At 64.7% G+C, this 24,475-nt stretch carries 28 protein-coding genes; 14 read left to right on the top strand and 14 right to left on the bottom strand.

What is annotated here, in order from left to right; translation table 11 throughout:
- Nucleotides 1-142 precede the first annotated feature (142 nt).
- From C449_RS12815 to C449_RS12805, 4 genes are all read left to right on the top strand, one after another.
- Entirely contained in the window at nucleotides 143-835 is a 693-nt protein-coding gene (locus C449_RS12815; protein WP_152415717.1) for a twin-arginine translocation signal domain-containing protein, read from the top strand.
- Between the two features lie 57 nt (nucleotides 836-892).
- The gene (locus C449_RS12810) at nucleotides 893-1,237 is read left to right on the top strand and encodes a DUF4870 domain-containing protein (protein ID WP_080504931.1); all 345 of its coding nucleotides are present in this window, start codon (nucleotides 893-895) and stop codon (nucleotides 1,235-1,237) included.
- 140 nt (nucleotides 1,238-1,377) lie between these two features.
- On the top strand, nucleotides 1,378-1,884 hold the full coding sequence (locus C449_RS17535) for a DUF3592 domain-containing protein (RefSeq protein WP_080504930.1): 507 nt from the start codon (nucleotides 1,378-1,380) through the stop codon (nucleotides 1,882-1,884).
- 216 nt (nucleotides 1,885-2,100) lie between these two features.
- The gene (locus tag C449_RS12805; RefSeq protein ID WP_006078449.1) at nucleotides 2,101-3,219 is read left to right on the top strand and encodes an ORC1-type DNA replication protein; all 1,119 of its coding nucleotides are present in this window, start codon (nucleotides 2,101-2,103) and stop codon (nucleotides 3,217-3,219) included.
- Nucleotides 3,220-3,263: 44 nt separating this feature from the next.
- On the opposite strand, the gene tatC is transcribed toward C449_RS12805, so the two are convergent.
- Nucleotides 3,264-4,073, bottom strand: a complete 810-nt coding sequence (tatC, locus tag C449_RS12800; RefSeq protein ID WP_049914179.1) for a twin-arginine translocase subunit TatC — start codon at nucleotides 4,071-4,073, stop codon at nucleotides 3,264-3,266.
- 116 nt (nucleotides 4,074-4,189) lie between these two features.
- On the opposite strand from tatC, the gene C449_RS12795 reads away from it, so the two are divergent.
- Nucleotides 4,190-6,463 (top strand): twin-arginine translocase subunit TatC, encoded by a 2,274-nt coding sequence (locus C449_RS12795; RefSeq protein WP_006078447.1) that lies wholly within the window; start codon nucleotides 4,190-4,192, stop codon nucleotides 6,461-6,463.
- An 81-nt stretch (nucleotides 6,464-6,544) separates the two neighbouring features.
- Nucleotides 6,545-7,261: a queuosine precursor transporter gene (locus tag C449_RS12790; RefSeq protein WP_006078446.1), complete on the top strand. Its 717-nt coding sequence runs from the start codon at nucleotides 6,545-6,547 to the stop codon at nucleotides 7,259-7,261.
- 206 nt (nucleotides 7,262-7,467) lie between these two features.
- On the opposite strand, the gene C449_RS12785 is transcribed toward C449_RS12790, so the two are convergent.
- Nucleotides 7,468-8,223, bottom strand: a complete 756-nt coding sequence (locus C449_RS12785; protein WP_006078445.1) for a 23S rRNA (uridine(2552)-2'-O)-methyltransferase — start codon at nucleotides 8,221-8,223, stop codon at nucleotides 7,468-7,470.
- A 252-nt stretch (nucleotides 8,224-8,475) separates the two neighbouring features.
- Between C449_RS12785 and C449_RS12780 the strand changes: the two genes are divergently transcribed.
- The 5 genes from C449_RS12780 to C449_RS12760 all read left to right on the top strand — a co-directional run bounded on the left by C449_RS12780 (nucleotide 8,476) and on the right by C449_RS12760 (nucleotide 14,165).
- Nucleotides 8,476-9,684, top strand: a complete 1,209-nt coding sequence (locus tag C449_RS12780) for a PstS family phosphate ABC transporter substrate-binding protein (RefSeq protein WP_006078444.1) — start codon at nucleotides 8,476-8,478, stop codon at nucleotides 9,682-9,684.
- Between the two features lie 64 nt (nucleotides 9,685-9,748).
- Entirely contained in the window at nucleotides 9,749-10,840 is a 1,092-nt protein-coding gene (pstC, locus tag C449_RS12775; protein ID WP_006078443.1) for a phosphate ABC transporter permease subunit PstC, read from the top strand.
- Nucleotides 10,837-12,405, top strand: coding sequence for a phosphate ABC transporter permease PstA (gene pstA / locus C449_RS12770; protein ID WP_006078442.1), 1,569 nt, complete (start codon nucleotides 10,837-10,839; stop codon nucleotides 12,403-12,405). The genes pstC and pstA overlap by 4 nt, the downstream gene beginning before the upstream one ends.
- Nucleotides 12,398-13,354 (top strand): phosphate ABC transporter ATP-binding protein PstB, encoded by a 957-nt coding sequence (gene pstB / locus C449_RS12765; protein WP_006078441.1) that lies wholly within the window; start codon nucleotides 12,398-12,400, stop codon nucleotides 13,352-13,354. The genes pstA and pstB overlap by 8 nt, the downstream gene beginning before the upstream one ends.
- A gap of 67 nt (nucleotides 13,355-13,421) precedes the next feature.
- Nucleotides 13,422-14,165 carry a DNA polymerase sliding clamp gene (locus C449_RS12760; RefSeq protein ID WP_006078440.1) on the top strand — a complete coding sequence of 248 codons (744 nt, stop codon included), beginning with the start codon at nucleotides 13,422-13,424 and terminating at the stop codon, nucleotides 14,163-14,165.
- Between the two features lie 465 nt (nucleotides 14,166-14,630).
- Here the strand turns inward: C449_RS12760 and C449_RS12755 are convergent, their stop codons facing one another.
- A complete protein-coding gene (locus C449_RS12755; protein ID WP_006078439.1) occupies nucleotides 14,631-15,266 on the bottom strand; it encodes a protein sorting system archaetidylserine decarboxylase in 636 nt (211 codons plus the stop codon).
- A gap of 134 nt (nucleotides 15,267-15,400) precedes the next feature.
- Between C449_RS12755 and priL the strand changes: the two genes are divergently transcribed.
- Nucleotides 15,401-16,522: a DNA primase regulatory subunit PriL gene (gene priL / locus C449_RS12750; RefSeq protein WP_006078438.1), complete on the top strand. Its 1,122-nt coding sequence runs from the start codon at nucleotides 15,401-15,403 to the stop codon at nucleotides 16,520-16,522.
- 44 nt (nucleotides 16,523-16,566) lie between these two features.
- Here priL and C449_RS12745 read toward each other — a convergent pair whose 3' ends face one another.
- On the bottom strand, nucleotides 16,567-16,755 hold the full coding sequence (locus C449_RS12745; RefSeq protein WP_006078437.1) for a DUF7472 family protein: 189 nt from the start codon (nucleotides 16,753-16,755) through the stop codon (nucleotides 16,567-16,569).
- Nucleotides 16,756-16,883: 128 nt separating this feature from the next.
- Here C449_RS12745 and C449_RS12740 point away from each other — a divergent pair, with 128 nt between their 5' ends.
- Nucleotides 16,884-17,522, top strand: a complete 639-nt coding sequence (locus C449_RS12740) for an SWIM zinc finger family protein (protein ID WP_006078436.1) — start codon at nucleotides 16,884-16,886, stop codon at nucleotides 17,520-17,522.
- A 148-nt stretch (nucleotides 17,523-17,670) separates the two neighbouring features.
- Nucleotides 17,671-18,141 carry a DUF7384 family protein gene (locus C449_RS12735; protein WP_006078435.1) on the top strand — a complete coding sequence of 157 codons (471 nt, stop codon included), beginning with the start codon at nucleotides 17,671-17,673 and terminating at the stop codon, nucleotides 18,139-18,141.
- Between the two features lie 6 nt (nucleotides 18,142-18,147).
- Here C449_RS12735 and C449_RS12730 read toward each other — a convergent pair whose 3' ends face one another.
- The 10 genes from C449_RS12730 to spt4 form a co-directional block, all read right to left on the bottom strand.
- Entirely contained in the window at nucleotides 18,148-18,606 is a 459-nt protein-coding gene (locus C449_RS12730) for a GNAT family N-acetyltransferase (RefSeq protein WP_006078434.1), read from the bottom strand.
- Between the two features lie 124 nt (nucleotides 18,607-18,730).
- Nucleotides 18,731-19,396 (bottom strand): non-canonical purine NTP pyrophosphatase, encoded by a 666-nt coding sequence (locus C449_RS12725; protein ID WP_006078433.1) that lies wholly within the window; start codon nucleotides 19,394-19,396, stop codon nucleotides 18,731-18,733.
- Nucleotides 19,397-19,434: 38 nt separating this feature from the next.
- Nucleotides 19,435-19,704 carry a DUF5808 domain-containing protein gene (locus C449_RS12720; RefSeq protein WP_006078432.1) on the bottom strand — a complete coding sequence of 90 codons (270 nt, stop codon included), beginning with the start codon at nucleotides 19,702-19,704 and terminating at the stop codon, nucleotides 19,435-19,437.
- Nucleotides 19,705-19,736: 32 nt separating this feature from the next.
- Nucleotides 19,737-21,434, bottom strand: coding sequence for a bifunctional N(6)-L-threonylcarbamoyladenine synthase/serine/threonine protein kinase (locus C449_RS12715; protein ID WP_006078431.1), 1,698 nt, complete (start codon nucleotides 21,432-21,434; stop codon nucleotides 19,737-19,739).
- Nucleotides 21,435-21,459: 25 nt separating this feature from the next.
- Nucleotides 21,460-21,594: a 30S ribosomal protein S27ae gene (locus C449_RS12710; protein WP_006078430.1), complete on the bottom strand. Its 135-nt coding sequence runs from the start codon at nucleotides 21,592-21,594 to the stop codon at nucleotides 21,460-21,462.
- On the bottom strand, nucleotides 21,595-21,912 hold the full coding sequence (locus C449_RS12705; RefSeq protein ID WP_006078429.1) for a 30S ribosomal protein S24e: 318 nt from the start codon (nucleotides 21,910-21,912) through the stop codon (nucleotides 21,595-21,597).
- Between the two features lie 88 nt (nucleotides 21,913-22,000).
- Complete coding sequence (locus tag C449_RS12700; RefSeq protein ID WP_006078428.1) at nucleotides 22,001-22,984, bottom strand: aldo/keto reductase; 984 nt, start codon at nucleotides 22,982-22,984, stop codon at nucleotides 22,001-22,003.
- Nucleotides 22,985-23,058: 74 nt separating this feature from the next.
- Nucleotides 23,059-23,526, bottom strand: a complete 468-nt coding sequence (locus C449_RS12695; RefSeq protein WP_006078427.1) for a hypothetical protein — start codon at nucleotides 23,524-23,526, stop codon at nucleotides 23,059-23,061.
- Nucleotides 23,527-23,644: 118 nt separating this feature from the next.
- Complete coding sequence (locus C449_RS12690; protein WP_080504934.1) at nucleotides 23,645-24,139, bottom strand: GTP-dependent dephospho-CoA kinase family protein; 495 nt, start codon at nucleotides 24,137-24,139, stop codon at nucleotides 23,645-23,647.
- Nucleotides 24,140-24,275: 136 nt separating this feature from the next.
- Nucleotides 24,276-24,473 carry a transcription elongation factor subunit Spt4 gene (gene spt4 / locus C449_RS12685; RefSeq protein WP_006078425.1) on the bottom strand — a complete coding sequence of 66 codons (198 nt, stop codon included), beginning with the start codon at nucleotides 24,471-24,473 and terminating at the stop codon, nucleotides 24,276-24,278.
- Between the last annotated feature and the right edge of the window lie 2 nt (nucleotides 24,474-24,475).

Genomic DNA, 24,475 nt, shown 5'->3' with positions numbered 1-24,475 from the left:
CCTTACCTGCTAGGCAGGTGTCCACTGGGTGAACATTCGCCCACTGAGTTGGTAGTTGCCAATCCTCTGGATAGGTGCTCATCGGATTGTTGTTTGCTCATGCATTAATGTAAAAATAGTCTCGGGTATGGTCTGAAATGCGATGTCCAAGCAACCCCCGACGGACGAATTCGGTGATGCGAACGAGGGCACAAACTCGGTCAATCGACGACGCTTCGTCAAATCGCTCGGCGCGGCAGGAGGCGTAGGAGCGTTCGGAGCAACGGGAATGACTGGCAATGCAGCGGCTGAGGAGTCGCAAGAACCGCTTGTCGACCCGTCAGAGTTTGATACCGACATCACTTCCACAAACTCTGCGGTCAACTACACCGAAACCGACGTAACCTCCGGCTCACCATCCACTGATCCGGCTCCCACTCCACAAGCTATTGCGAGCCCAAGCGCAAGGTTCTATGTCGCAACGATTCCGTACAGGATTCCAGTCATCGGCGGGACCGACATCGTCCTGACGATCGATGCGACTTTCGGCTTCACCGAGGTTTCTATCTCCGGTGGGATTTGCTTCGATAACACCTGCCTAACGCTTCTCGGTGCCGGAATTAGTTACTCTAACGCTGAAATTTGTGCAGACATCCGTGGGAAACTTAAAGCCATTCCGCTGCGAGTCGATGGCTGCTTCCGGTTCGCGCCATCGCTCAACCCAGCCGGGCTTGAGGTCAGTGCCTCAGTCGAAGTTTGTCTTGACGTAGCGCCTGATAGCGCTTATGAACAGAACGGATGGGAGTTTGCTGGTCGGTACCTCTGCGTGCAGGAAGACGTCGGGGGAACCCTCTGACTCGTTGCGTCTTAGAAAATCTTATTTGCCTTCCAGAACTGAATTAACTCAGCTATTATGAACCATCAGAATAGACGAGAACGAACGATAGTGGGGGTCATTGTTCACCTCCTTGGGTTGGTCTTCGGTGTATTCGCAGCCATTCCCATGTATATCCTATCGACGGCCGATTTTTCAAAGGCGAACGCGCGATGCGCGTTGAATTGGCAGTTGTTCTTTCTTGGTGTACTCTTCATGCTTCTCGTAGTCTTCTTCGTCGTCGGGTCGGACCTTGTGAGCGTGATTGCAGGATTCATGATATTTGGCCTGGTCGTGGCTGATTTGCTTTTTTCTCTGTATGCGACCTACAAGGCGACGACTGGTGACGTTTGGAGCTATCCATTTGCTCCCGAGATCATTTGACATGATTGGAGAAAACCACCCATACGGTGTTTGTGGATACAGTTCCTATTCTTTTAGTATGCCTGTTCTCAATACAGTCCAACGGTCACGATCTCGATGCGCGCATAGTTTCAATTTCACTTACAAAAGCGGTGCCAAAAATGTCTGATGGATTTAATTTGCCTATTGACGGACTGGATACACTTCGTGGTGCTGTAATACTGCTGGTCATTGGCCTCGCGGCTACCGGGTTTGGTGCGTACGATTACATTCAACAGTCCGACACGGTTGCAAACTCGGTTGAGGTTAACGCTGAGATCACCGAAACAGGTGTTGTCGAAGCCAGTTCACCCGGCAGTAGTCTCGGTGCTGATCACAAACCGACGGTTCGGTTCACCTATAACTACGAGGGAACATCGTATACGGGAACTAACGTATTTCCAGCAGAGACGTCTCCAGATTACGACACAAGGTCGGAGGCCCGATCCGTAATAGATGGTTACGAAACCGGTGACACGGTTACTGCCTATATCGATCCTGACGAACCAGATAACGCATTTCTGAAAAACCAGACCACGAATGCGCCACTCCTGTTTGCTGGCGTCGGAATGCTTTTCATAATAATAGGTTTTGTATCATCAATAAAACTATATCGCAGCGCTGATTGACTATCTGTGATCCTGTAGTTTCACCACTAAATAGTGAATTCCTGATCAAAAATCATTCTTGCCCAGTCTGGTGAAATAGTCGCGGAGGAACTATAGCATCCCGCCGTATGCTAGTGGTCATGATCCAATTTGTGGCGCGCAACCCCGTGATGCAACAAAACCTTGGCGGCACGGGTCGCCGAAGGCTTGAAGCCGGCGGGGAGCGAGGTGAAAGTGATGGCCGACGACGGCGACATGCTCTCGTGGGACGAGTCGGTCTTCCGGGACGAGGGGGTCTTCGAGGTGGATTACCTCCCGGAGACGTTCCACCACCGCGACGACCAGCTCGACGGGCTCCAGTACGCGCTCCGGCCCGCCGTCCGGGGCTCGCGCCCGCTGAACGCGATGGTTCGCGGGCCGCCCGGCACCGGCAAAACCACCGCCGTCCAGAAGCTGTTCGGCGAACTCGACGCACGGCGTGGGGTCCGAGCGGTGCGAGTGAACTGCCAGGTCGATTCGACGCGGTATGCGGTGTTCTCGCGGCTATTCGAGGCGATCTTTGAGTACGAACCGCCCGCAAGCGGCATCTCGTTCAAGAGCCTGTTCGAGCAGATCACCGATCACCTCACCGACGAGGGCGAGGTTCTAGTCGTGTGTCTCGACGACGTGAACTACCTCTTCTACGAGGGCGAGGCCTCCGAAACTCTCTACTCGCTCTTGCGCGCCCACGAGACCCACGCGGGCGCGAAGGTCGGCGTCATTCTGGTCTCCTCCGATCTCGATCTCGACGTGATCGCCGATCTCGACAACCGCGTCCAGTCGGTGTTCCGCCCCGAGGAGGTGTACTTCCCGGCGTACGACGAGAGCGAGATCGTTGACATCCTCCGCGAGCGCGTCGATCGCGGCTTCCGTAACGACGTACTCGGCCCGCGACCGCTCGATCTGGTGGCCGAGCTGACCGCCGAGACCGGCGACCTCCGGGTGGGGATCGATCTCCTCCGGCGTGCGGGGCTCCACGCCGAGGCCCGTGGAAGTCGCACCGTCGAAATCGAGGACGTCGAGTCGGCCTACGAGAAGGCGAAACACGTCCACCTCTCGCGGCGGCTGGGCGAACTCACCGATCCCGAACGCGAGCTCCTGCGGGTGATCGCCGATCACGACGGCGAGCGCGCCGGCACGGTGTACGAGGCGTTTCACGACGAAACCGACCTCGGCTACACCCGCTACTCCGAACTGGTCAACAAGCTCGATCAGTTGGACCTCGTCGATGCCAGCTACACCAGTGTCGAAGGCCGCGGCCGCTCGCGCGAACTCTCGCTCGCCCACGATGCCGACGTGATCCTCAATCGGCTCTGAAACCGTCCTGGTCCCTTTCACTCGGCTGCGCCCTCAGCGATCGATCAGCCGCGTCCGGTCCATCTGAGCAGAAGGAGCGTGCCCTCGAACAGCCCGATCATCGTCGCGGCGACGATGATGGGGGCCATTCCGGTCGGGTCGGGGCTGAACAGGAACGCAACTCCAGCAAACCCGCCCCAGAAGTAGAGCCGCCGGCTCGTGAGCCACGCCCGCGTCGTGATCCCCATCATGATCGCGAGCATCACGAACAGCGGGATCTGGAAGACCAGCGCGAAAAACCCCATCAGCAGCGTCATCAGCCCGAACGTATCACCGAGCCCGAACGCGATCTCTGCGACGGGCTTCGAGTAGCCAAGGAAGTAGTTGAACATCACCGGGAGGACGAGGAAGAAGGCGAACGCGACCCCGATCATGGCAAAAACGAGACTCGTGGGGACTGCCGCGAGATAGTACCGACGCTCTTTGTGGTAGAGACCGGGGCGCATGAACCGATAGGTTTGATATACGAAAAGTGGCAGCGCGACCACGAAGCCCGCGAGCGATGCCGCCTTCAGCCGGGCGAGGACGAGCGCGAGCGGGTCGTACACGTACGGACAGGCTGCACTCGCCTGGTCAGCCGCGACCGGGCAGGCCGTGGGTGAACCAGGGAGGAAGGCGTACCAGATAAAATTGATGAGCTCGTCGGCAAACGGAAAGACGATGCCGCTCACGACGCCCATCGCCACGATCACGATCCCGAGGCGTTTGACCATCTCCTCGATGTGATCGGCGAGCGGCATCTCGCTGTCGTCGAGCGGCGCGGTGCCGGCGGGCTCGTCTGCGGTGGTCCCGCCCGTCTCCGTCGTCTCGGCCATCTGGCGGTGCGTTTGCCGGTGAGCGTTGTAAACTTTCTTCTCGGCGGCCGGGAGCACGCGAGCACTGGTAGACAAGATTGATAACGAGGTATCGGTTACGCTCACCGAAGCAACGAATGTCGGGAGCCGTCGACGACGATGTCCGCCGATCGGTCGCGCGTGGCCGGGAGACGCTTGGAGCGATGCTGTCGGCCGCCCAGACCCATCTCCAGAAGGTCGCGATCGTCTTTCTGATCGGGTTTCTCGGCTCGTTTTACGCACTCTGGCTCTACGTCTGGGATCGCCTGCAGACGGATCTCTTCGCGCAACTTCCGGCTGATGTCGCCGAGGAGACCTCGGTCATCGGCACCACCCCGTTCGAAGTGCCGCTGTTGCAGGCGAAGATCGCACTCGCGGTCGGCGGGATCGTTGCACTCCCCGCCCTGCTCTACTACTCGCGCGAGGCACTCCGCGAGCGCGGCTACTGGATCACCATCGGGTCGCGCTGGAAAGTGGCTGCCATCGGGCTGATCGCCGCCCTGCTCTTTCTCGGTGGCGTCGCCTACGGTTACTTCGTGTTCTTCCCGTTGATGTTCTCGTTCCTCGCAGAGCTTTCGGTCAGGGCCGGCTTCCAGCCAACCTACTCGATCACGCTCTGGGCACAGTTCGTTTTCCTGCTCATGCTTTCGTTCGGGCTCGCCGCCCAGCTTCCGCTCGCGATGACCGGCCTCTCGCTCACCGGCATCGTCCCCTACGAGACGTGGCGTGAGAAGTGGAAGTACGCCATCATCGGTGCGTTCGCCTTCGGTGCGCTGTTCTCGCCACCCGACCCCTTTACGCAGGTGCTCTGGGCCGTGCCGATCATTGCACTCTACGCGCTCAGTCTCGGTCTCACCAAGGTCGTGGTGACACTCCAGCGCGGCGGCAGCGCGATCGACGCGGGACGGGTGCTCCGCGAGCGCTGGCGGGCGATTCTGGCGGTACCGACGATCATGGCGGGTGCGGTCGCCGCCCTGATCGTCGCCGGCGTCGGCGGGTTCTTGAATCAAACCGTGGTGCCGGCGATCCCCTACCTCTCGCCGAGCGAGCCGGTGTTTAAGTACATCGGCCCGCTGCTCGGCCTCCCGCGCGACTTCGCGATCGCCGTCGTCGCGGGGGCGGTGTTCGTCGCCGTTCTCGTGCTCTCGTTCGCGTACGCGCTCTACCGCTCCGCCAGCGCCGCCGCAGCGGAGACCGGCCGAGCCGGCGATCCGACCGCGATCGATCTCGAACCTCTCGACGCCGCAGGCGTCCGGGCCGCCCCGACCGAAGCGTTTCACGACCTGAGCGAACAGGAGGCGGTCGCCCAGGCCAGTATGGCGACGAGCGACGGCGAACCCGAGAAGGCTCGGGCGATCCTTGATCGGTTCGACGAGGCGGAAGCAGCCGCGGAAGCGGCGGCCGCGGAGACGGAGGAGGGGTCCGACACTGCCCTCGACGAAGCCGAACATCCAGGTGAACCTGGTTCGGCACCCGACGCCGCAGCGGACGATGCGAACCCGCTTCTGAGCCGCACGACGGGCGTCGTGGACGCGTTCACGACCGAGGAGACCACCGAGGAGGACGTCGGCGGCTACTACTACGACATCGCCTTTGTGCTCGACAGCCTCCGGTCGCGGGCGTTCTTGCTGCTCGCGATATTCATGTCGGTGCTCGCCGGGACCTTCCTCTGGTTCCTCGGGAACCTCCCCGGGCAGTCGGCTCCCGGGATCGACCAGATCCGCGCGGACTTCCTCGGCCGGCTGCCCGCAACCGTTCGCCCCGAACAGGTGGGGATCGTCGAACTCCATCCGACCGAGGGGCTCGTCTTCGCGATCAAGCTGAGTACGCTGTTCGCGGCGCTCGCGGTCCTGCCGCTCCTACTCTACTACGCGTGGCCGGCACTGCGCGAGCGCGGGATCACGGCCGGCGACCGGCGCGTGCTCATCGTCTGGGCCGGCGCGCTGTTCGTCAGTCTCATCGGCGGGGTCGCCGTCGGCTACACCACGATCGCGCCCGCGGTGATCTCGTGGCTTGCTGCCGACGCCATCGGCGCGGGGATGGTGGTGTCCTACCGCATCTCGGCGGCGGGCTGGCTGGTCTTCTTCACCACCGCCGGAATCGGGTTGCTCGCGCTCGTCCCGGTGACGATGGTGCTATTCCATCGCGGTGGTCTGATCCCCTACCGCGGAATGCGCAACCGGTGGCGTGAGGTCACCGTCGGCGTGTTCGCGATCACCGCCTACGTCTCGCCGCGCGGCGTGTTCATGATGTTCATCCTCGGCGTGCCGATCATGCTGTGTTACGGGCTTGGGCTCGGCTTGCTCTGGCTCTACACCCTCGGCGGGCGACGAGCGACGTGGGGCCGGGAGCCCGGCGAGAGCGCCGACTGATCGAACGGCCTAATTGCGCGCCCGGGAACTTCCGCGTATGATCCAGCGACACGCAGCTACACGTGCCGGGAGGGCCGACCGATGAGCACGTCCCACAACCGGGCGACCGGCATGCAGGTGGCGTTGATCGCGCTCTTTACGACGGCGCTCGTGACCGCCCAGCTCACCGCCACCAAAATCCTCGGCTTTTCGATCCCGTTCTCGCTCCCGATCACGGGCGACACACTGATCCTTCCCGGCGCGTCGCTCGCGTACGCGCTGACGTTCCTCGCCTCCGACTGCTACGCCGAACTCTACGGCCGGCGTGCGGCCCACGTCCTCGTCAACATCGGCTTTGCGATGAACCTCGTCCTTCTGGGCTTGGTCTGGGGGACGATCGCCGCACCCGCCGCCACGTCGAGCGTCGATCCCGCGGCGTTCGCCACGGTGCTCGGCGCGAGCACCAACGTCGTGCTCGGGAGCCTGCTCGCGTACGTCGTGAGCCAGAACTGGGACGTGTTCGTCTTTCACCGGCTGCGGGAGTACACCGAGGGTCGGGCGCTCTGGCTCCGGAACGTCGGCTCGACCGCGACGAGCCAGGCGCTCGACACCGTGATCTTCGTGAGTGTCGCCTTCTACCTCGCACCGGAACTCCTCGGTCTCGGTAGCGCGCTCCCGGTCTCGGTCCTGCTCGCGCTCGGCGTCGGTCAGTATCTCCTCAAATTGCTGATCGCCGTCCTTGATACCCCTCTGGTCTACGCCATCGTCGGCTACGCGCGCTCGCGGACCGACGCCCGACCGACCGCCAGCGCTGACTGATTTTGCGGTTGGCGCGCGGGAGCGCCGAAGGCGCGACTCGTGCGAGGGACGACTGCGTTCGCTTCGCTCTCTCGAACCACGAAGGAATCGGTTGGGGAGGGTGTGGGCGGTGCGGTTTCTCAGTTGCATCGGCATCTATTGTCGCGATCTCGGACTCACAACGTCAGATCTCCCTCCAAATTCATGACTCCAAGCCGTGACCGAACTCAGTCGATGCGCTCGGCGAACCCGAACCGTGGTTTCACGTCCTCGATCCGCACCCGAACCGTCTCGCCCTCCTCCGCACCCGAAACGAACAGCGTGTACTCCTCGACTTTCGCGATCCCGTCGCCCTCGTCGCCCGTGTCGGTGATCTCGACGGACAGTTCGTCGCCCGTTTCGACCGGCGCTGTCATCCGCCCCTTCCCGACGAGATAGAGCTCGGAGGATTCGTCGCGCGAGGCCTCGGGGCGCACGGTTCTGACGTACTCGAACTCGTCTTCGATGTCGGCTTCGAGATCATCGAGATCGCGGCCGTCGAAGACCTTCACGACGAGGTCGCCGCCGGGCGCGAGTACGGTCCGCGCCACGTCGAGCGCCTGGCGCGCGAGATGGACGGAACGAGCGTGATCGAGGTCGTACTCGCCGGTCATGTTCGGGGCCATGTCCGAAAGCACGAGATCCGCTTCCCCGACCCGTTCCGCAAGCTCCGCCTGGGTGTCGTCCTCGGTGAGGTCTCCGCGGACCGTCTCGACGCCGTCGATCGACTCGATGCGCTGGCGGTCGACGCCCACCACGCGGCCGTCGTCTGTCCGCTCGGCAGCGACCTGGAGCCAGCCACCCGGCGCGGCCCCGAGGTCGATCACGGTGTCGCCCGAAGCGATGAGATCGGCGGTGTCGTCGAGCTGCTGGAGCTTGTACGCCGATCGCGAGCGGTAGCCCTGCTGTTTGGCTTTGTTGTAGTATTCGTCCCGACCCGACATCTCTTGGTCGGCGTAGACCGTGTGTGCGTAAACGCCCTTCGTTCAGCCGTCATCCCGGTTCGGTCGGCAAGCGGTGTTGTCGATAATCATCGGCCCACGACGACTTCTCACTGGCTGTACGGACGACATCGTAGCAATATATAGCGGAATGTCCCGCTCCCTGCTTCAATTTATATATATTAGCAGCAACTATGTAGTAATCTCCCTCCCATTCACGTGATGACGCGCAAAGCGACGCGACGCCGCGTACTGATGGGGATCGGCACCGGGACCGCAATCGGGGTTGCTGGCTGTACCGGCGGTTCCGGCAACGGCAGCGGTGGTGACAACGACAGCGGCAGTAACGCGAGCGGTGGCGGCAACGACAGCAGCGCGAACGCGAGTGGCGGTGGCGGTTCCACGAGCGGTGGCCAGGGGACCAGCGGGGGCAGCGCACAGCAGTCGAGCGGGGCGCTGACTGCTGATGGCTCTTCTACTGTGTATCCGATCACGAGCGACGGCGCATCGGTCTGGAACTCCAACCCGCCCGCCGACGACGGGGAGTACTGGGGATCGAACGACGAAGGGACTGCCCCTGGCTACGAGGCGCTCGGCAGCCCCGACATGCCGATGGCCGAGTTCTTCGCGAGCATCTACGGGCTCGATCCGTACCAGGTCAACGTCGGTCTCAGTCACTCCGGCACGGGGATCGAGAAGCTGATGAACGATCAGGTCGACATCGGTGACTCCAGCGCACCCGTCCAGGACGAACTCCCCGAGCGCGAGAGCTACGACGACTTCGTCGACCACGTCGTCGGCGTCGACGGCCAGCCGGTCATAGTCAGTCAGGCGATCGCCGATGCCGGCGTGACGAAACTCACCGGCGAGCAGCTCCGCGGGATTTACACCGGTGAGATCACGAACTGGTCGGAGATCGATTCGTACTCCGGCGACGACAAGGAGATCCAGAACATCTGTCGGGCGGAGGGTTCGGGAACCGACACCGCCTTCCGGGCGAACTTCCTCGGCGATCCGAACGCCGAGATCGCTTGCTCCCAGCGGATCGGACAGAATCAGCAGGTTCGATCGACGGTGCTCAACTCCGATAACGCGATCGCGTACATCGCGCTGGCGTTCACCGGCAACGGCGCACCGGCGATCGCGCTCGAACTCGACGGGACCACCTACGAGCTCGGCAAGAACCTCGGTTCGAAGGATTACCCGCTCTCGCGCGATCTCCACTGCTACACGTGGCAGGACACCTCGCCGAAGGAGTCCGCGTTCATCAACATGCTGCTCACCGAGTTCGGCCAGACGCAGTTCGTCGAGGCGAACGATTACTTCAAGCTGCCGCCTAATCGCCGCGAGGAGGAGCGCAGCAAACTCGCCGAACCCGAGAAGGACATCGAGTACAGTGGTGGTAACGCCTCGTCCGGCAACGCGTCCTCGGGGAACGCCTCGTCCGGCAACACGAGCAGCTGAGGCCGTCGTTCGACCGATCCGGACATCTCATAATTCGAATATCAAATGACACAACAACACTCAGATGTCGATGATCCCTGAACGGTGGCTACCGAGCCGCCTCGGCGACAGGACCGCTGATACCGACCGGAGCGCCCTCGTTGCGGGTGCGGTCGGTGTGCTCTTGCTCGCTGGTGTCGCGGTCGGGTTCCTGATCCAATCCAGTTTGACGGCAGTGTTCCTGCTGGGTTTTCTCGTCGTGGTGGGGTTCGGCTGGTACGCCCATCAGGCGGAAACGGCGAAGGCCCTGACCTTCCTCGCGACGGTGTTCACGGTCGCCGTGATGGGACTCATCATCGTCTTTCTCTTCCGGGAGGCGTGGCCGGTGTTCGAGCTGATGGGGCTCGATCTCGTCACGCGTATCGATCCCGGCGAGACTGGACTCTGGAGCACCGCTGACTCGGTATATTCGCTCACACCGATGATTTGGGGGACCGTCGTAACGACGATCCTCGCGATGGCGATCGCGGGGCCGCTCGGGATCGCGAGCGCCGTCTTCATCGCGGAGATCGCTCCCGGTTGGCTCCGAGACATCGTGAAACCGGGCGTCGAGATCCTCGCTGGAATCCCGTCGATCGTCTACGGCTGGCTCGGGTTCATCGTCATCAACGGCTACTTCAGCCGCTCGGACACGTTCGACCTCGCCTCGAACGGGAGCCTGATCGTCGCAGGAATGGTGATCGGGCTGATGGCGCTGCCCACCGTGGTCTCGGTCGCCGAAGACGCGCTGACGTCCATTCCCGAGTCGATGAAGAGCGGGTCGCTCGCGCTCGGTTCAACCGAGTGGCAGACTACGATGGGGATCACGATCCCGGCGGCGTTCTCGGGCGTCTCGGCCGCCGTCCTGCTCGGCGTCGGTCGTGCGGTCGGCGAGACGATGGCCGCGACGGTGATCCTCGCGAACGTCACCGAGTTCCCCGGACCGCTGTTCGACGCCTTCGACAACACCATCACGCTGACCAGCGTGATCGCCAACCAGTACGGCGTCGCCCAGGGACTCCACCTGAGTGCGCTGTTCGGCGCGGGCGTCGTACTGTTCGTCACTGTTCTCTTCCTCTCGATCGGCTCCCAACTGATCGAGGAGCGAATGGAACGGAACCTCGGAGGGAACCAATGAGTGACGCCTATGGGACTGATTCGACGCTCGTCGAGGGCCGATCGTCCATGTTCGAGCGTGCGAGCGCACTCGCGGTCGGTCTCGGTTTCCTCGCCTTCCTGTTCTCGTGGACGGCACTGTTCCGGATCACGCCACCGACGACCGAACTGCTTGGCCTCACCCTCTACGACCTCTTCGGGGCCGGCCTGGTCGTCGTGGGGGCGATCGTGATCGGCCTCGGTGTCGCCTCGCGAACGGGTACCGTCACGACGACGCCGAGCGATACGGGAGGAATCGCTGCTGCGGTCGCGTTTGGCCTCACGGCACTGATCGCCACAGGACTAGTCGTCTCGCAGACGTTCGGGCTGGGGACGGTCGCGTGGTTGCTGGCCGCGCTGGTCGCCGGAGCGGTGACGGCAGCCGCCGTGGTGGGCGCGCGCGAGGACGTCGGCGCGACGATTCCGGCGGGAACCATTGCCGTCGGCGTCGGCCTCACGTTCCTCACGGGCGTCATCGGTCCGGAGTGGGTGTGGTCTCCGACGGGGTTCGCAGCCTCGTTCCATGCGCCGGTGGTCGTTCCGTTGCTGACGATCTTCTGTAGTCTGCTCGCGGCGTGGCCGGCCGCGAAGGCGAGCGCGGGCTTCGGTAGCCGAGGACGACAGACCGGTGCGTACCTGCTGATCGGGATCAACACGTTCTCGATCCTCGCGATCCTCGTCTTACTGGTCGCGTTCGTCGCCATGCGAGGACTGCCGAAGCTCACCGACGGCCTTGAGATCGGTCTCGACGGGTTCGCGTGGCCGTTCGTGACGAACGTTTCGCAGGGTATCTACGTCGATATTCCGGGCGTGCTGCCGGCGATCCTCGGAACCGCGTGGCTCGTCGTCGGCGCAGTGGTCTTCGCGGTACCGCTCGGTGTCGGTGCGGCGCTCTTTCTCACCGAGTACGCCGACGAAGGTGGATTCACCCGCGTCGTCGAGATCGCGACCAACGGCCTCTGGAGCACACCGAGCATCGTCTTCGGGCTGTTCGGGTACGCCTTCCTCGTTCCGCGCTTCGGCAACACCACCTCGCTCTTTGCAGGAATGCTGGTGCTCGGGTTCATGCTGCTGCCGCTGGTGCTCATCACGAGCCGCGAGGCGATCATGAGCGTCCCCGACGAGTACCGCGACGCGAGCGCCGCGCTCGGGGTGAGCCAGTGGCAGACCATCCGTAGCGTGGTGTTGCCGGCGTCGGTGCCGGGCATCGTCACTGGTGTAATCCTCGGTGTCGGCCGGATCGCGGGCGAGACCGCACCGATCCTCGTCGTGATGGCGGGATCGCCGTTCCCGAACTCCACGCCGAACGTGTTGGGCTCGTTCGCGTTCACCGCGACGCCGCCGTTCATCACCAACGACGCGCTGCTGACCTCGGCCAGCGCGCTTCCCTACCAGCTTTACGCGACGATCACCGCGGGCGTCGGTGCGACGGATGTCGAGGCGTTCGGGTGGGGGACGGCGCTGGTCCTGCTGCTCGTCGTGCTGTCGTTTTACGCCATCGGGATCGCGACGCGGGCGTACTTCCGGAGGAAACTACGCTATGAGTGAAACAGAGAACCAACCACGGACCGACACTGCGACGACGGGCGACACCGACCGGACCGACGGAACAGCAACCGAAACGCGACTATCGGGGCAGCAAACCACGGCCGGTGAGACCGAAGAGACGGTTCACGACGAGTGGGTCCAGTACGAGTACGCCGGTGCGGCGAAGGTCACCACCACCGATCTCAACGTCCACTACGGCGACGATCACGCGATCAAGGACATCTCGATCGAGATCCCCGAGGAGAGTGTGACCGCGCTGATCGGACCGTCGGGCTGTGGCAAATCGACGTTCCTCCGGTGTCTCAACCGGATGAACGACCGGATCCGTGCGGCGTCGATCGACGGCTCGGTCGCGGTCGACGGCGAGGAGATCTACCGTGACGGCGCGAACCTCGTCGAGCTGCGAAAGCGCGTCGGAATGGTGTTCCAGCAGCCGAACCCGTTCCCGAAATCGATCCGGGACAACGTCGTCTACGGCCCGCGAAAGCACGGTGAGATCAACACGGGCGTCCTGTCGCGATTGTTCGGTCGGGACACGAGCGAGAAGGAGGACGACCTCGTCGAGCGCTCGCTCCGGCAGGCGGCGATCTGGGACGAGGTGAACGACCGACTCGACGACAACGCGCTTGGGCTGTCGGGCGGCCAACAGCAGCGTCTCTGTATCGCCCGGTGTCTCGCAGTCGATCCCGACGTCATCCTGATGGACGAGCCCGCGAGCGCGCTCGACCCCATCGCCACCTCGAAGATCGAGGATCTCATCGAAGATCTCGCCGAGGAGTACACCGTGGTGATCGTGACTCACAACATGCAGCAGGCCGCCCGCATCTCCGACCAGACCGCCGTGTTCCTCACCGGCGGCGAACTCGTCGAGTACGGCGACACCGATCAGATCTTCGAGAACCCCGAGAGCCAACGTGTCGAGGACTACATCACCGGCAAGTTCGGCTGAGCACTGCACTCGTCTCCGACCGCCCGCAACGCGCACCTTTTATAACCTGGCTGGTCGTACCGCGTCCATGTTCAACGCCATCGTGAGCGCCGGGACGCTCGGAACGGCTCTCGATTCGGTGAGCGTGCTGGTTGAGGAGTGTAAGATCCATCTCAACGACGACGGGATCGCGATTCGAGCGGTGGACCCCGCGAACGTCGGGATGGTCGACCTCACGCTCTCGGAAGCGGCCTTCGAGTCCTACGAGGCCGACGGTGGCGTGATCGGCGTCAACCTCTCGCGGCTCCAGGACATCGCCGGGATGGCCGGCTCCGACGACCTCGTGCATCTCGAACTCGACGAGGAGACCCGCAAGCTCCACATCTCGATCGACGGCCTCGAATACACCCTCGCGCTAATCGACCCCGACTCCATCCGCCAGGAACCCGATATCCCCGACCTCGATCTCCCTGCGACGATCGTCCTCGAAGGTCGCGACGTCGATCGCGCGGTGACGGCCGCGGACATGGTGAGCGATCACATCGCGCTCGGCGTGAACGAGGACGCAGAACAGTTCTACGTCGATGCCGAGGGTGACACCGACGACGTCCACTTCGAGCTCGACCGCGACGACCTCATCGATCTCACCGTCGGCCCGGCGCACTCACTGTACAGCCTCGACTACCTGAAGGACATGAACAAGGCGATCCCGAGCGACGCCGAGGTTACGCTCGATCTTGGCGAGGAGTTCCCCGTGAAGTTCCACTTCGACATCGCCGAGGCCGAGGGCTCGGTCACGTTCATGCTCGCACCGCGGATCCAGTCTGACTAGCCAGCTCCCACCTTTTTACTTCGGGGAATCGCGCGCTCGCTCTGCTCACGGGTCGCTACGCTCCCTGTTCGCATCGAGACGCTCACTTCGTTCGCGCCTCGCACCGCTCGCGCGCTCAATCCCCCGCAAAAATCTGGACCAAAAACTTCCGCTCGCTTCCTGCGGTCGCTCGCGGTGGAATCACTCTCACTCCGCAACCGCCACCGCACAGCACCGCCGAAGCCCTCGGTCACTCACTCCGTTCACGAGAGCGAAGCTCTCGTGCAGCCCGTCAGAACGGCTTTGCCGTTCTGAGGACGCTTCGCGCCCGTGAGCAGACGAAGCGAACGAGAGCTCGGAGTCGTTCGAAAGGCGCGAAGCGCCTTTCGTGATGACGAGGGAGCTTCGCTCCCTCGAACCACGCGCAGCGCGTGCTCCGGCGTTCGTTCCCTCGCTCTTCATCCGCCAGGCCCGCGACCGCACCGCCTACTCCTGGACCACGCGCGGTTGCGTCCGCTGCTCGGCGACCGCCTCTTCGTGCTCTGCGAGCACCGTTTCGCCGGCGACGACGCGCTCGCCCTTCCGGATGTCGAGGTCTTCACGTTCGATGCCTTCGGGCAGCACGACGTCGACCCGACTCCCGAAACTGATATGGCCGATCCGCTCGCCGCGCGCGATCTCGTCACCCGGCTCGACCGACGGATGAATGCGTCGTGCGAACGCGCCGGCGATCTGGACAATCGAGAACGTGCCGCAGTCGATCTCGACGTTCTCGTTACGATCCGACTCCTTCGAGAATGCTGGACGGTTCGCGCCCGGTGAGTGGCTTACCTCGCGTACTGTGCCTGCGAGCGGCGCACGGTTCACGTGGACGTCGGTGACGCCCATGTAGATCCCGACGCGCAACTGCTCGCCCTCCCGTCGCACGACCGACACTCTGCCATCGGCGGGTGCGACGATCCCCGACGACGGCACTTGCCGCTCGGGATCGCGGTGGAAGACGAGCACGAGACCGGCGAGTGCGAGCGCTACCACGCCCGCGACGGGCGAGAGCAGGCCCGCGACTGGCGCGAGGACGAACGCCGGCGCGGCGTACCGCCACGCGTGCGAGGCGATCCGCATCGATACTCGCTATTTCCATCGGAAAGGAATGTCTTCCGGTCCGACCGGCCCCGTTCACCGACCGCCCCACTTCCTCTACCACTCCATCGCATCGACCACCGCACTTATTGAACGCGCCGCGCAACGGACGACGGATGGAACGCCGCCACGCCCGCTACCCGTTTCTCGACGCGGCCCGCGAGGCGGTCGAACACGCCGACGTCGACCTGCTCGCCATCGCCCGCGACGAGGAGCGGGTGGTCGAACGCGCCACCGAACGCGTTGAGCGCGCCCTCTCTGACGGAACGATCGGCGACCCTCGTCGGAGTACGCGCGTCGAACTCCTCTCGTATCCGCTCGCGCGCGTGCTCGTCTCGCTGGTCGACGAACACGTCCTCACACGGAAGTACGCCCGCGCCGAGGCCAGCGCCGCCCACGACCGCATCGACGCAGCCGCCGATGGCGCGGAACTCAAGAGCACCCGCGACGACCGCGTGACAACGACCGAACTCCTCACCGAGTTCGACCTCGCCCGCCACGTCCATGCCGTCGACGCCGATGCTGGCGGCGGCGAGCCCGGAGTCGGCAGTCGTGACGCCAGCACCGGGAGTCAGGACGCGTATCGGGTCGACGTCGGCGCGTACCTCAGCCTCGCCGCCGACATGTGGGGCGACGAGTGGCGGCTGGTCAACCGCCCGCTCGCCGAGGGACAGGTCCCGATCACGCACGCCGAACTCGGCGATCTCCTCGAAAAGGCGATCGAACGCCGGATCTCCGATGGGCTCCCGCTTGCGGTGCCCGAGTCGGTCGGCGACGCGCTCGCCGACGCCGAGAGCCAGGTGCGAGAGACCCTTTCGGAGCTCGAACTCACCCGCGAGATCGACACCGTGGTGCCCGACCTCTTCCCGCCGTGTATGCGCGCGCTGCTCGACTCGGTACGGAAGGGCGAACACCTCGAACACCACTCGCGGTTTGCGATCACGGCCTTCCTGACCTCGATCGGGATGACGACCGACGAGATCGTGGAATTTTATTCGGTGAACCCGGGCTTCGGCGAGGAGATGACACGCTACCAGACCGACCACATTCGTGGCGAAACCAGCCCCACGGAGTACTCGCCGCCGTCGTGTGCCACGATGCAATCGTATGGGGATTGTGTCAACATGGACGATCGCTGCGAGACGATCTCGCATCCGATGGCGTACTACGAGGGCGCGCTCGACGACGCCGACGACGAGGAAATCGCCGACTGGCGCGAAACCGAAGCCGACGCCTGAGCCGCGACCGCTGGCTGCTGTCGACCGCGCCGCCCGAATCGATCCTACTGCCTCGAGAGCCAGTAGCCAGTCGCCACCATCACCACCACGAAGAAGACCAGACTCCCGACCAGCGCGAACCCGCCAGCACCCTCGAGGTTCGGGTACATCAGACCAACGGCCACGATGGCCACGAGAAACAGCGCAACCGCAGCGCTAGAGACGGCAGTCTCGACGAACGTCTCCCGTTCCATACACATACTTGCGGCGGCCGCGAGAAAAGCGCGTCGAAGTAGACGGACGACGGGTTTAGGGTGTTCCAACCCCTATTTCGTTTGTAGACGGAACCAACGATAGCAGCAGATAAAACGTCGGTGAAACCATGACACACACTCGAAACACACCCGTGTCACGAAAGCAGTCGCTCGCCCCCGATCTCGATGGGATGGCCGACCGGGCCGCCCGCGCGTGGCGCGAACGCATGGCGGTCGATCCGCTCGACGGCGGGCGGTACGTCGTCGAGAGCGCGAGCGGTGCGACTTACGTTGTTTCGCTCCCCAATAGCCGGTGTTCCTGTCCCGATCACTCGATCCGTGGCGAGCGGTGCAAGCACCTTCGTCGGGTCGCGATCGAGGTGACCGAGGGTCGGATCCCGCCGCCCGGGTTCCGCGCCGCCGACTGTCTCGCCTGCGGTCGTGAGACGTTCGTTCCCGACGCGATCCGGCTCCCGCTCTGTTTCACCTGCGGGTTCGAGCCCGGAGATCGGGTTCGTGACCGAGAGACCGGCGATCTGCTCACCGTGGTCGCCGTCACCGATCGCCGGGCCGACGAAGTGGAGATCACGGCCACCGACTCGACCGTCGCGGCCCACCCGACGAATCGTGCGTACGACTCCGCCGAGCCGGTGGTCGAAGCCGTCTATCCCGGTAGCGAGCGCCGGTACTCGTTCCCTCGCTCGCGACTCGTCCGCCGGCCACGGGCCGTGAGCGTCGGCGACTCCTCACCCACCGTGACCGGGTGAGTCACTGACCGAGCCACGGGTCCGAGCCGTTTTGCCGGTCGCGCTGCGAGTCGTCACATGACCGACTCGTGGGACGGATTGTTCGATCGCGCGGACGACCACGACGTGACGCTCGACGCCCTCCAAGACGCCCTCGCGGAGCGCCGGGATGGATGAGCCGAACCCGGCGCGAGTGGTCGCCGATGCCGACGTGCTCGCGGCAGACCTCCTCGTCGGCGGCCCCGCACGTACCGCACTCGACATCGTTCGGAGCCACTCGTGGGTCGATCTCGTGGCGAGTGACCCACTGCTCAACGATTGCGAGTCGATCGTTGCGGCACTCGCCGATGCCGGCCTCGCGGCCGCCCACCGCGACAAGCTCGACGCCCTCCGGATGCGTGTCGATCACCCCGAGGACGACCATCCGGCACTCGCATCGGCGGCGACGGGCGACGCCGCCCACGTCCTCTCGTTCGACGATCGCCTCCAGGGAGCCGCGGCCGGCGTCGAGATCCGCTCCCACGTCGCCACCAGCGTCAAGGACCCCACCGCTTTCGCCCGTCTGTTCGATCCCGAGCGGCTGTGGCCGGTGGTCGGCGATGGCGCATACCCCGGTCCAGACCGCGATCCGCGGTCCTGATCCATTCTACAGCTCCTTTCGCATCTCCACGACCGCCAATCCGCCGGGACTCTCGCTCTCGCCCACTCGCTCGTAGCCTGCCTTCTCGTAGAACCCGGCCGCGTTCAGCGACGACTGGAGAGTGAGTACCGAACAGCCCCGTCCACGGGCGTACCCCTCTAACTCGGCGAGTAGCGCGCTCCCGACGCCGCGGCCCGCGTGGTCGGGATGGACGTAGACCGCGTGGACCTCGCCGGCGTCGAGGACGAGGTGGCCGAATCCCGCGACCTCACTTTCGCGAACCGCGACGGTGAAGTGCTCGTCCGTGGCGTCGACGTCGTAATCGTCGGGCGAGCGTTCGTCGGCTTTCGCCCACTTCCGGACTTGGTCGGCGTCGTAGCCATCGGGGCCGAACGCTTCGACGGCGGCGGTGTGGAGGGCGGGCAGCGCGGCGCGGTCCTCGTGGGTCGCGAGGCGGACATACATGGTCTCTCGATCCGTCACGAACGCGTATCAAACCGAACGGTCGTGCAGCGGTGGCTGTCGCCTTACTCTCGTTCGGCGAACCACCGCCAAGACGGTCGCGCTGCGTCTCGTCTGGTTTGCTTCGCTATCGCTCATGATACCACTCTCCGAACTTCGCGAGCGCGCGACCGCGGTGTGAGATGGCGTTTTTTTCCACGGTGCTCATCTCCGCCATCGTCGTCCCGTCGTGTTCGAAGATCGGATCGTAGCCGAACCCGCCGTCGCCCCGCGGCTCGACGATCCGCCCGCGCACCACGCCTTCGAACAGTTTGACCGGCGGGCCGCTCGGGCTGCTGCCGTCGTCTGCGTCCTCGTCGCCCGATTCCTCGTCCTCGTCGAGATCCGTCGCGGCCGCAGTCACGCGGTCGCCCCGATCGACGGGGTCGGGGCTGGCGGCGAACTCCTCGCCGTCGCAGTACGCGATCACACACCGGAAGGCCGCCCGACCGTCCTCCTCGTTGCCGCGCTCGCGTTCGGCGAGTCGTCCGACGGCCTCGATCCCGACCGTGTCCTCGACGTAGGCGGAGTATGGTCCGGGGAACCCGCCGAGCGAATCGACGAACAGCCCGGCGTCGTCGACGATCACCGGCTCGTCGGCGTGGGCGTGGGCCTCGCGCGCGCCCCTCGCGGCGATGTCGACGAGGCTGTCGCTTTGGATTTCGGTATAATCGAAATCGAGCGCCGACACGTCGTCGAGATACTCACGGGCCTCAGCGACCTTTCCCTCGTTGGTGGTGACGTAGCGGAGCACGTGCTATGGGGGGCGCTCGGGGAGAAGTAGCCGTCGGTTCAGTCGACCACGACTTCGACCGGTTCCTCGTCGGCCTCGCTCGTCTCGTCTCCGGAGCGGTTCTCTTGGGCGAGCAGCGCGGCGACGACCGCGAGCGCGATCCACGACCGCCAGTTGGCGAGGTTCAGTGTGTAGCCGATCCCGAACGGCTTCTCGACCAGCATCTCCTCACCGGGCTGCCAGTACGCCGAGAGGATGCGTCCGAGGCTCGGTCGTTCGAAGTTGTACGGGACGCCGAAGATCTCGCCGGACGGTGGTCTGTCGGCCATGCCACGTCATACGCGCGCCCCCGTTAAGTGATTTACTGGTATCTGCCCCGGCCCTCGATCTCGCGAAGACGATCGAGCACGTCGGGGTTCCCCGTCTCCCCGTAGCCCTCCTCGAAGGCTGCACGGAGTGGATCGGGCACAGCGGCCGTCCCGTCGAGGCTTCGCTCGAACACGTGACAGTCCATCGCGTAGTCCTCGATGCTGTCGGTGTGGTAGCCGAGTCCGAAGTCGATCAGGTAGGTCAACTCGTCGCCCATGTCGTCGTTCCCTTCGTCCCCGCCGCCGGACGCCGACGACGAACTCACCCGGACGTTCCGCGTCGTGGGATCGCCGTGGACGAACCCTGCGGCGTGAAGTGTCGCGAGGTGTCCGGCCACCGTCCGCACTTCCCGCTCACCGCGTGTGGTCGCGGTAGTGGCGTCGTGGCCGCCATCGCCAGGCTCGACGATCTCGCGCAAATCACACTCGCCGACGCGTTCGAGCGTCAGCGCCGCTTCGTGCGTGTCGACATCGTGGACGACCGGTGTCGGCACGCCTTCGCGCCGCGCCGCGCTCGTGAGACGCGCTTCCTGGACGATCCGGTCGCGACGCAGCCGTTCGTCGAGTTTGGGATGGCGGTAGGCTTTCGACCGCCGACGTTTCACGACGTGATCGCCCGCGATCTCGACTGTGGCCTCGGCACCCTGGTACGCGTCGACGCTTCCGGTCTGGCGCGTTTCGTCATTCTGGCGTTCTTCGATGGCCTCGCGTCCGCCGCTATTCTCGCGCCACGTCACGGGTACGTCGTCGGGTCTGAACCCCGAATCCACTCGCGAGTCGGCGATTTCGATGGTGTCGCCCGCGACGGCCATCTTCGCGCCGAGCACCGCGATCATCCCGGCGTTGTCTCGGAGAAAGTGCGCTTCGGGCGCGAAAAACTCCGCGCCGCGTTCCTCACACATCGTCGTCAGCATCTCTCGCAGCCGCGCGTTCTGGCCGACTCCCCCACCGAGGACGAGCTCGGACGAGCGTGTCAGCGAGAGCGCGCGCTCGGCGACCTCGGTCAACATCCCGAAGACGGTCTCTTGGAGCGAGAAACAGACGTCCTCGACGGGTATGTCCTCGTCGACGGCCGCCTTGGCCGCACTCATGATCCCCGAGAAGGAAAAATCCATCCCGGTGACGACGTAGGGGAGATCGACGTACTCGCCGTCTTCGGCCGCGCGCTCGATCTTCGGCCCGCCGGGATGGGACCACCCGACGTGGCGGGTGAATTTGTCGAGCGCGTTGCCCACTCCCGTGTCGGTGGTCTCGCCGAGAATCCGGTAGCGACCGTTGGTGTAGCCGAGGACGTGGGCGTTCGCGCCGCTCGCGTTCAGACACACAGGTGAGGCGAATCCCGATCGGTGTCGCCCGATCTCGGCGTGAGCGAGCATGTGGTTCACGCCGACGAGCGGCACGTCCAGCGAACCGGCGAGCGCGCGGGCGGCCGTTCCGGCGATCCGGAGACAGGGACCGAGTCCGGGGCCCCGCGAGAACGCGACCGCGTCGATCGGGCCGTCGGCTTCATTGAGGGTTGCTTCGACCACTGCAGGAATCGCCTCACGCATGTGCTCGGCGGCCTCGCGCGGGTGAATGCCGCCGCTCTCCGGGAGGTAAGCGTCAGTCTCGATCGACACCTCGTCGGTCGCGGTGTCGTAGTACGCCGCGCTCGCGGCCCACGCGGTGCCCTCGATACCGAGCACACGCATCGTGTCCCTCGTTACTCAGTCGGCGTCAGTTCCACTCGGTGTAGTCACACCGACCGCAGTGGAGGCGGTCGCCGTGGGAGGCGAGAAACGCGTCGCCACACCGGGGACACTGCTCGCGGTCGGTCGTGCCGTCGTCATCGTAGATCTCGTAGCGGGTCATTCAGGCCTCACCCGCTTCCGCGTCGGTCTCGTCGTCCTCGCCGGCGATCTTGTTGCGTTCGAGCATGTACTCCTGCTCGACGTCGCGGGCGGCGTCGGACGACTCGTACACCTTCGCGTAACCGAGCGTCTTCCGGAGCCCGAACTTGGTGTCGAGTTCGTGGACCACGACCTCGCCGGCGTCCTTGTTGAGCATCGCGGCGAGGCTGTCCCGGACCGAGAGCCGCGACGGCGTGGCCTCGTCGTGGCTGAGTTCGAAGCGCACGTCCGTCCGGTGGAGCATGGGGTTTTCGTCCTCGGCGGTGATGTCGATGTCCATTACGCCTACGTCGCCCGGAAGCGGCAAAAAGGATTTCGAAGCCGTTCGCAGCCGTTCGCGATTTCAGGAGTCCCTCTCGACTGCTCTTTCACCACCGCTGGTGGACGTGTGGCGCGATCCGCTCCTCGTAGACGTCCCGTACCACGCCGTGGCGTTCGTGACTCAGCGGGTCGGCGTCGGCGGCCGCGACGTTCTCCGCGATGTGGTCCGGTGCGGTCGAACCGGGAATCACGGTCGAAACCGCGTCGAAGTCGAGGATCCACCGGAGCGCGAACTGCGCCACCGTCAGCTCTTCCGGTACTGCCTGCTGGAGTTTCTCGACGGCCACGACGCCCGGTTCGAGCGGGACGCCCGCGAACGTCTCGCCGACGTCGAACGCCTCGCCGTCGCGGTTGAAGTTCCGGTGGTCATTGTCGGGGAACTCGTCGTCGGCGTCGATGGTCCCGGTCAGCAGCCCCGAGGCCAGCGGTACGCGCACGATGATCCCCACGTCCGCCCGATCGGCCGCGTCGAACAGCTGCTCGACCGGGCGCTGGCGGAACGGGTTGAAGATGACTTGGATCGTCTCGACGCCGGGATACTCGATCGCCTTGAGTCCCTCCTCGATCCGTTCGACGCTGACGCCGTAGTGGGAGATCCGATCCTCGTCGGCGAGGGTGTCGAGCGCCTCGAACGTCGCCGGCCGGTAGTACGCGTCGGTCGGCGGACAGTGGAGCTGGAGGAGATCGAGCGTGTCGACCCCGAGGTTCTCCCGGCTGCGATCCACGAACTCGCGGAGGTTGTCCTCGGTGTAGCTCGCGGCCTCGTGGGGGTCGAGCCGGCGGCCGGCCTTCGTCGCCACGATCGGGTCCTCGGAGCGGTCGGCGAGCACCTCGCGAATGAGGCGCTCGCTCCGGCCGTCGCCGTAGACGTCGGCGGTATCGACGAAGGTCACGCCCTCGTCGATCGCTGCGTCGATCGCGGCGCGGCCCTCGTCCTCGGAGACGTCACCCCAGTCGCCGCCGACGTTCCACGTGCCAAGTCCGACTTCGGAAACGTCGTACCCCGTCGAACCGAGCTGTCGGTGATCCATCGTCCCTCGGTCCGTGCGTGCCGTGTGTAGATGTGTCGGTCGTTTCCGTCACCCCGAACGCTCAGTGTGGCCCCTCACTTCGAGGCCGAGACCGTACTCTCGTCGAACACGCCGACGAGCCAGGCCGCGAGCGCGAGGAAAACCAGCCCCACCGCACCGGTGATGAGGACGGGATCCAACTGGGTGGATCCGAAGAGAACGAACAGCGCGAACACGAGCGACAGGACGCCGACCACGGCGAGCGCACCGGCCACGCCGGACTGCCAGACGGGACGCCCGCGTTCACCCGTTACCTTCCGAAGACCGGTGACGACCGCCGCTCCGACCAGCCCGAGCCCGATGAGATACAGCCCGAACACCAGATCGAAGTTCGACTGTACGGGCCCGAGAACTCCTTCGAGCATGCCGAACCCCATGATGATGAGGTAGCCCGGAATCTGGGCCGGCTGGAACTCGACGTAGGCCAGCCCGTACAGACCGGCGATAACCGCCGTCCCAACCACGGCGTCGCGGACGAACGAACGCACACGAGTGTGGGCCATAGATAAGTACTACCGCGCTGATAGCATAGTTCTTCGGCCAACGACAGGTATCGATCCACCGCCGAGCGACCGTTCGGCGCTCAGTCGTCTGGCTCGACGCCGAGCGACCGTTCGGCGCTCAGTCGTCTGGCTCGACGCCGAGCGCGCTCCACGCCTGGTCGTGATCGCCGTCCATCCGCGCGAGCAGGCCACGCGCCCGCTCGCTCGCCGCGTCGTCGACCCGAACGTGGACCATCCCCTCGCCCGGCTGGCCGTAGATCACGCTCGCGCCCGCCGGTGCCGCCACGAGCGCCGGCAGCGTTGCGAGGTCCTCCTCGCCGTCGACCACGATCACGGTGGTCCCGTCGTGTTCGACACCCGCCCGAAGCGCGGCGAGGAGATCGTCGGTGAGCACCGCTGCGGGGTTCGTCACGTCGATTCTGGTATCGTACCCTTCGATTTCGGGCCGGTCGGCTGCCGGGAGCGTTTCGCGCTCGGTCACCCAGTCGACGACCGCGAGATCAGGGCGTGCGCCCGCGTCGGTGAGGTGGCGGGTCACGACGTCGCCGACCGCCACGATCGGCGAACCGAGCTCCTTCCGCAACTGTTCGGAATCGGTGTAGACGGGCCCCATCGGATCCTTGAATGCCGCCCGTAGCTCGTCGGGCAGCGTGAGAACGATGTCATCCGCTTCGGGCTTCGGGTCGTTCCGATCGTCGCCCGCATCGTCGTGTGAATCGTCGGTGCCGCCGTCGCCGTCCGCCGGCACGTTACCGGACCTTCAGGGCGTAGCGACCCGGCTCGGTGACCTGCATCTCTTCGGCGATCTGGCTGGTCTCGGGGTGAGCGATCACCACGTAGCCAGCCCAGTCCTCGGTGAGGCTCGACGAACCACACGCAGGACAGGTCTGCTGGTCGGGCGAGTCGAGAACACGGTGGCACTCGCGGCACACGCGTCTGTCGGCCATGC

Origin of the sequence: Halococcus saccharolyticus DSM 5350 (assembly GCF_000336915.1) — an archaeon.
Taxonomy (GTDB): domain Archaea; phylum Halobacteriota; class Halobacteria; order Halobacteriales; family Halococcaceae; genus Halococcus; species Halococcus saccharolyticus.
Note: the sequence above shows the minus strand (reverse complement) of the source record. Positions and strands in the feature narration are given on the sequence as shown.

What these genes read in the sequence shown, in the direction of transcription:
- C449_RS12815 (WP_152415717.1), top strand. Translation starts at nt 143, where the DNA reads ATGTCCAAGCAACCCCCGACGGACGAATTCGGTGATGCGAACGAGGGC.
- C449_RS12810 (WP_080504931.1), top strand. Translation starts at nt 893, where the DNA reads ATGAACCATCAGAATAGACGAGAACGAACGATAGTGGGGGTCATTGTT.
- C449_RS17535 (WP_080504930.1), top strand. Translation starts at nt 1,378, where the DNA reads ATGTCTGATGGATTTAATTTGCCTATTGACGGACTGGATACACTTCGT.
- C449_RS12805 (WP_006078449.1), top strand. Translation starts at nt 2,101, where the DNA reads ATGGCCGACGACGGCGACATGCTCTCGTGGGACGAGTCGGTCTTCCGG.
- tatC (WP_049914179.1), bottom strand. Translation starts at nt 4,073, where the DNA reads ATGGCCGAGACGACGGAGACGGGCGGGACCACCGCAGACGAGCCCGCC.
- C449_RS12795 (WP_006078447.1), top strand. Translation starts at nt 4,190, where the DNA reads ATGTCGGGAGCCGTCGACGACGATGTCCGCCGATCGGTCGCGCGTGGC.
- C449_RS12790 (WP_006078446.1), top strand. Translation starts at nt 6,545, where the DNA reads ATGAGCACGTCCCACAACCGGGCGACCGGCATGCAGGTGGCGTTGATC.
- C449_RS12785 (WP_006078445.1), bottom strand. Translation starts at nt 8,223, where the DNA reads ATGTCGGGTCGGGACGAATACTACAACAAAGCCAAACAGCAGGGCTAC.
- C449_RS12780 (WP_006078444.1), top strand. Translation starts at nt 8,476, where the DNA reads ATGGGGATCGGCACCGGGACCGCAATCGGGGTTGCTGGCTGTACCGGC.
- pstC (WP_006078443.1), top strand. Translation starts at nt 9,749, where the DNA reads ATGTCGATGATCCCTGAACGGTGGCTACCGAGCCGCCTCGGCGACAGG.
- pstA (WP_006078442.1), top strand. Translation starts at nt 10,837, where the DNA reads ATGAGTGACGCCTATGGGACTGATTCGACGCTCGTCGAGGGCCGATCG.
- pstB (WP_006078441.1), top strand. Translation starts at nt 12,398, where the DNA reads ATGAGTGAAACAGAGAACCAACCACGGACCGACACTGCGACGACGGGC.
- C449_RS12760 (WP_006078440.1), top strand. Translation starts at nt 13,422, where the DNA reads ATGTTCAACGCCATCGTGAGCGCCGGGACGCTCGGAACGGCTCTCGAT.
- C449_RS12755 (WP_006078439.1), bottom strand. Translation starts at nt 15,266, where the DNA reads ATGCGGATCGCCTCGCACGCGTGGCGGTACGCCGCGCCGGCGTTCGTC.
- priL (WP_006078438.1), top strand. Translation starts at nt 15,401, where the DNA reads ATGGAACGCCGCCACGCCCGCTACCCGTTTCTCGACGCGGCCCGCGAG.
- C449_RS12745 (WP_006078437.1), bottom strand. Translation starts at nt 16,755, where the DNA reads ATGGAACGGGAGACGTTCGTCGAGACTGCCGTCTCTAGCGCTGCGGTT.
- C449_RS12740 (WP_006078436.1), top strand. Translation starts at nt 16,884, where the DNA reads ATGACACACACTCGAAACACACCCGTGTCACGAAAGCAGTCGCTCGCC.
- C449_RS12735 (WP_006078435.1), top strand. Translation starts at nt 17,671, where the DNA reads ATGGATGAGCCGAACCCGGCGCGAGTGGTCGCCGATGCCGACGTGCTC.
- C449_RS12730 (WP_006078434.1), bottom strand. Translation starts at nt 18,606, where the DNA reads ATGTATGTCCGCCTCGCGACCCACGAGGACCGCGCCGCGCTGCCCGCC.
- C449_RS12720 (WP_006078432.1), bottom strand. Translation starts at nt 19,704, where the DNA reads ATGGCCGACAGACCACCGTCCGGCGAGATCTTCGGCGTCCCGTACAAC.
- C449_RS12715 (WP_006078431.1), bottom strand. Translation starts at nt 21,434, where the DNA reads ATGCGTGTGCTCGGTATCGAGGGCACCGCGTGGGCCGCGAGCGCGGCG.
- C449_RS12710 (WP_006078430.1), bottom strand. Translation starts at nt 21,594, where the DNA reads ATGACCCGCTACGAGATCTACGATGACGACGGCACGACCGACCGCGAG.
- C449_RS12705 (WP_006078429.1), bottom strand. Translation starts at nt 21,912, where the DNA reads ATGGACATCGACATCACCGCCGAGGACGAAAACCCCATGCTCCACCGG.
- C449_RS12700 (WP_006078428.1), bottom strand. Translation starts at nt 22,984, where the DNA reads ATGGATCACCGACAGCTCGGTTCGACGGGGTACGACGTTTCCGAAGTC.
- C449_RS12695 (WP_006078427.1), bottom strand. Translation starts at nt 23,526, where the DNA reads ATGGCCCACACTCGTGTGCGTTCGTTCGTCCGCGACGCCGTGGTTGGG.
- C449_RS12690 (WP_080504934.1), bottom strand. Translation starts at nt 24,139, where the DNA reads ATGGGGCCCGTCTACACCGATTCCGAACAGTTGCGGAAGGAGCTCGGT.
- spt4 (WP_006078425.1), bottom strand. Translation starts at nt 24,473, where the DNA reads ATGGCCGACAGACGCGTGTGCCGCGAGTGCCACCGTGTTCTCGACTCG.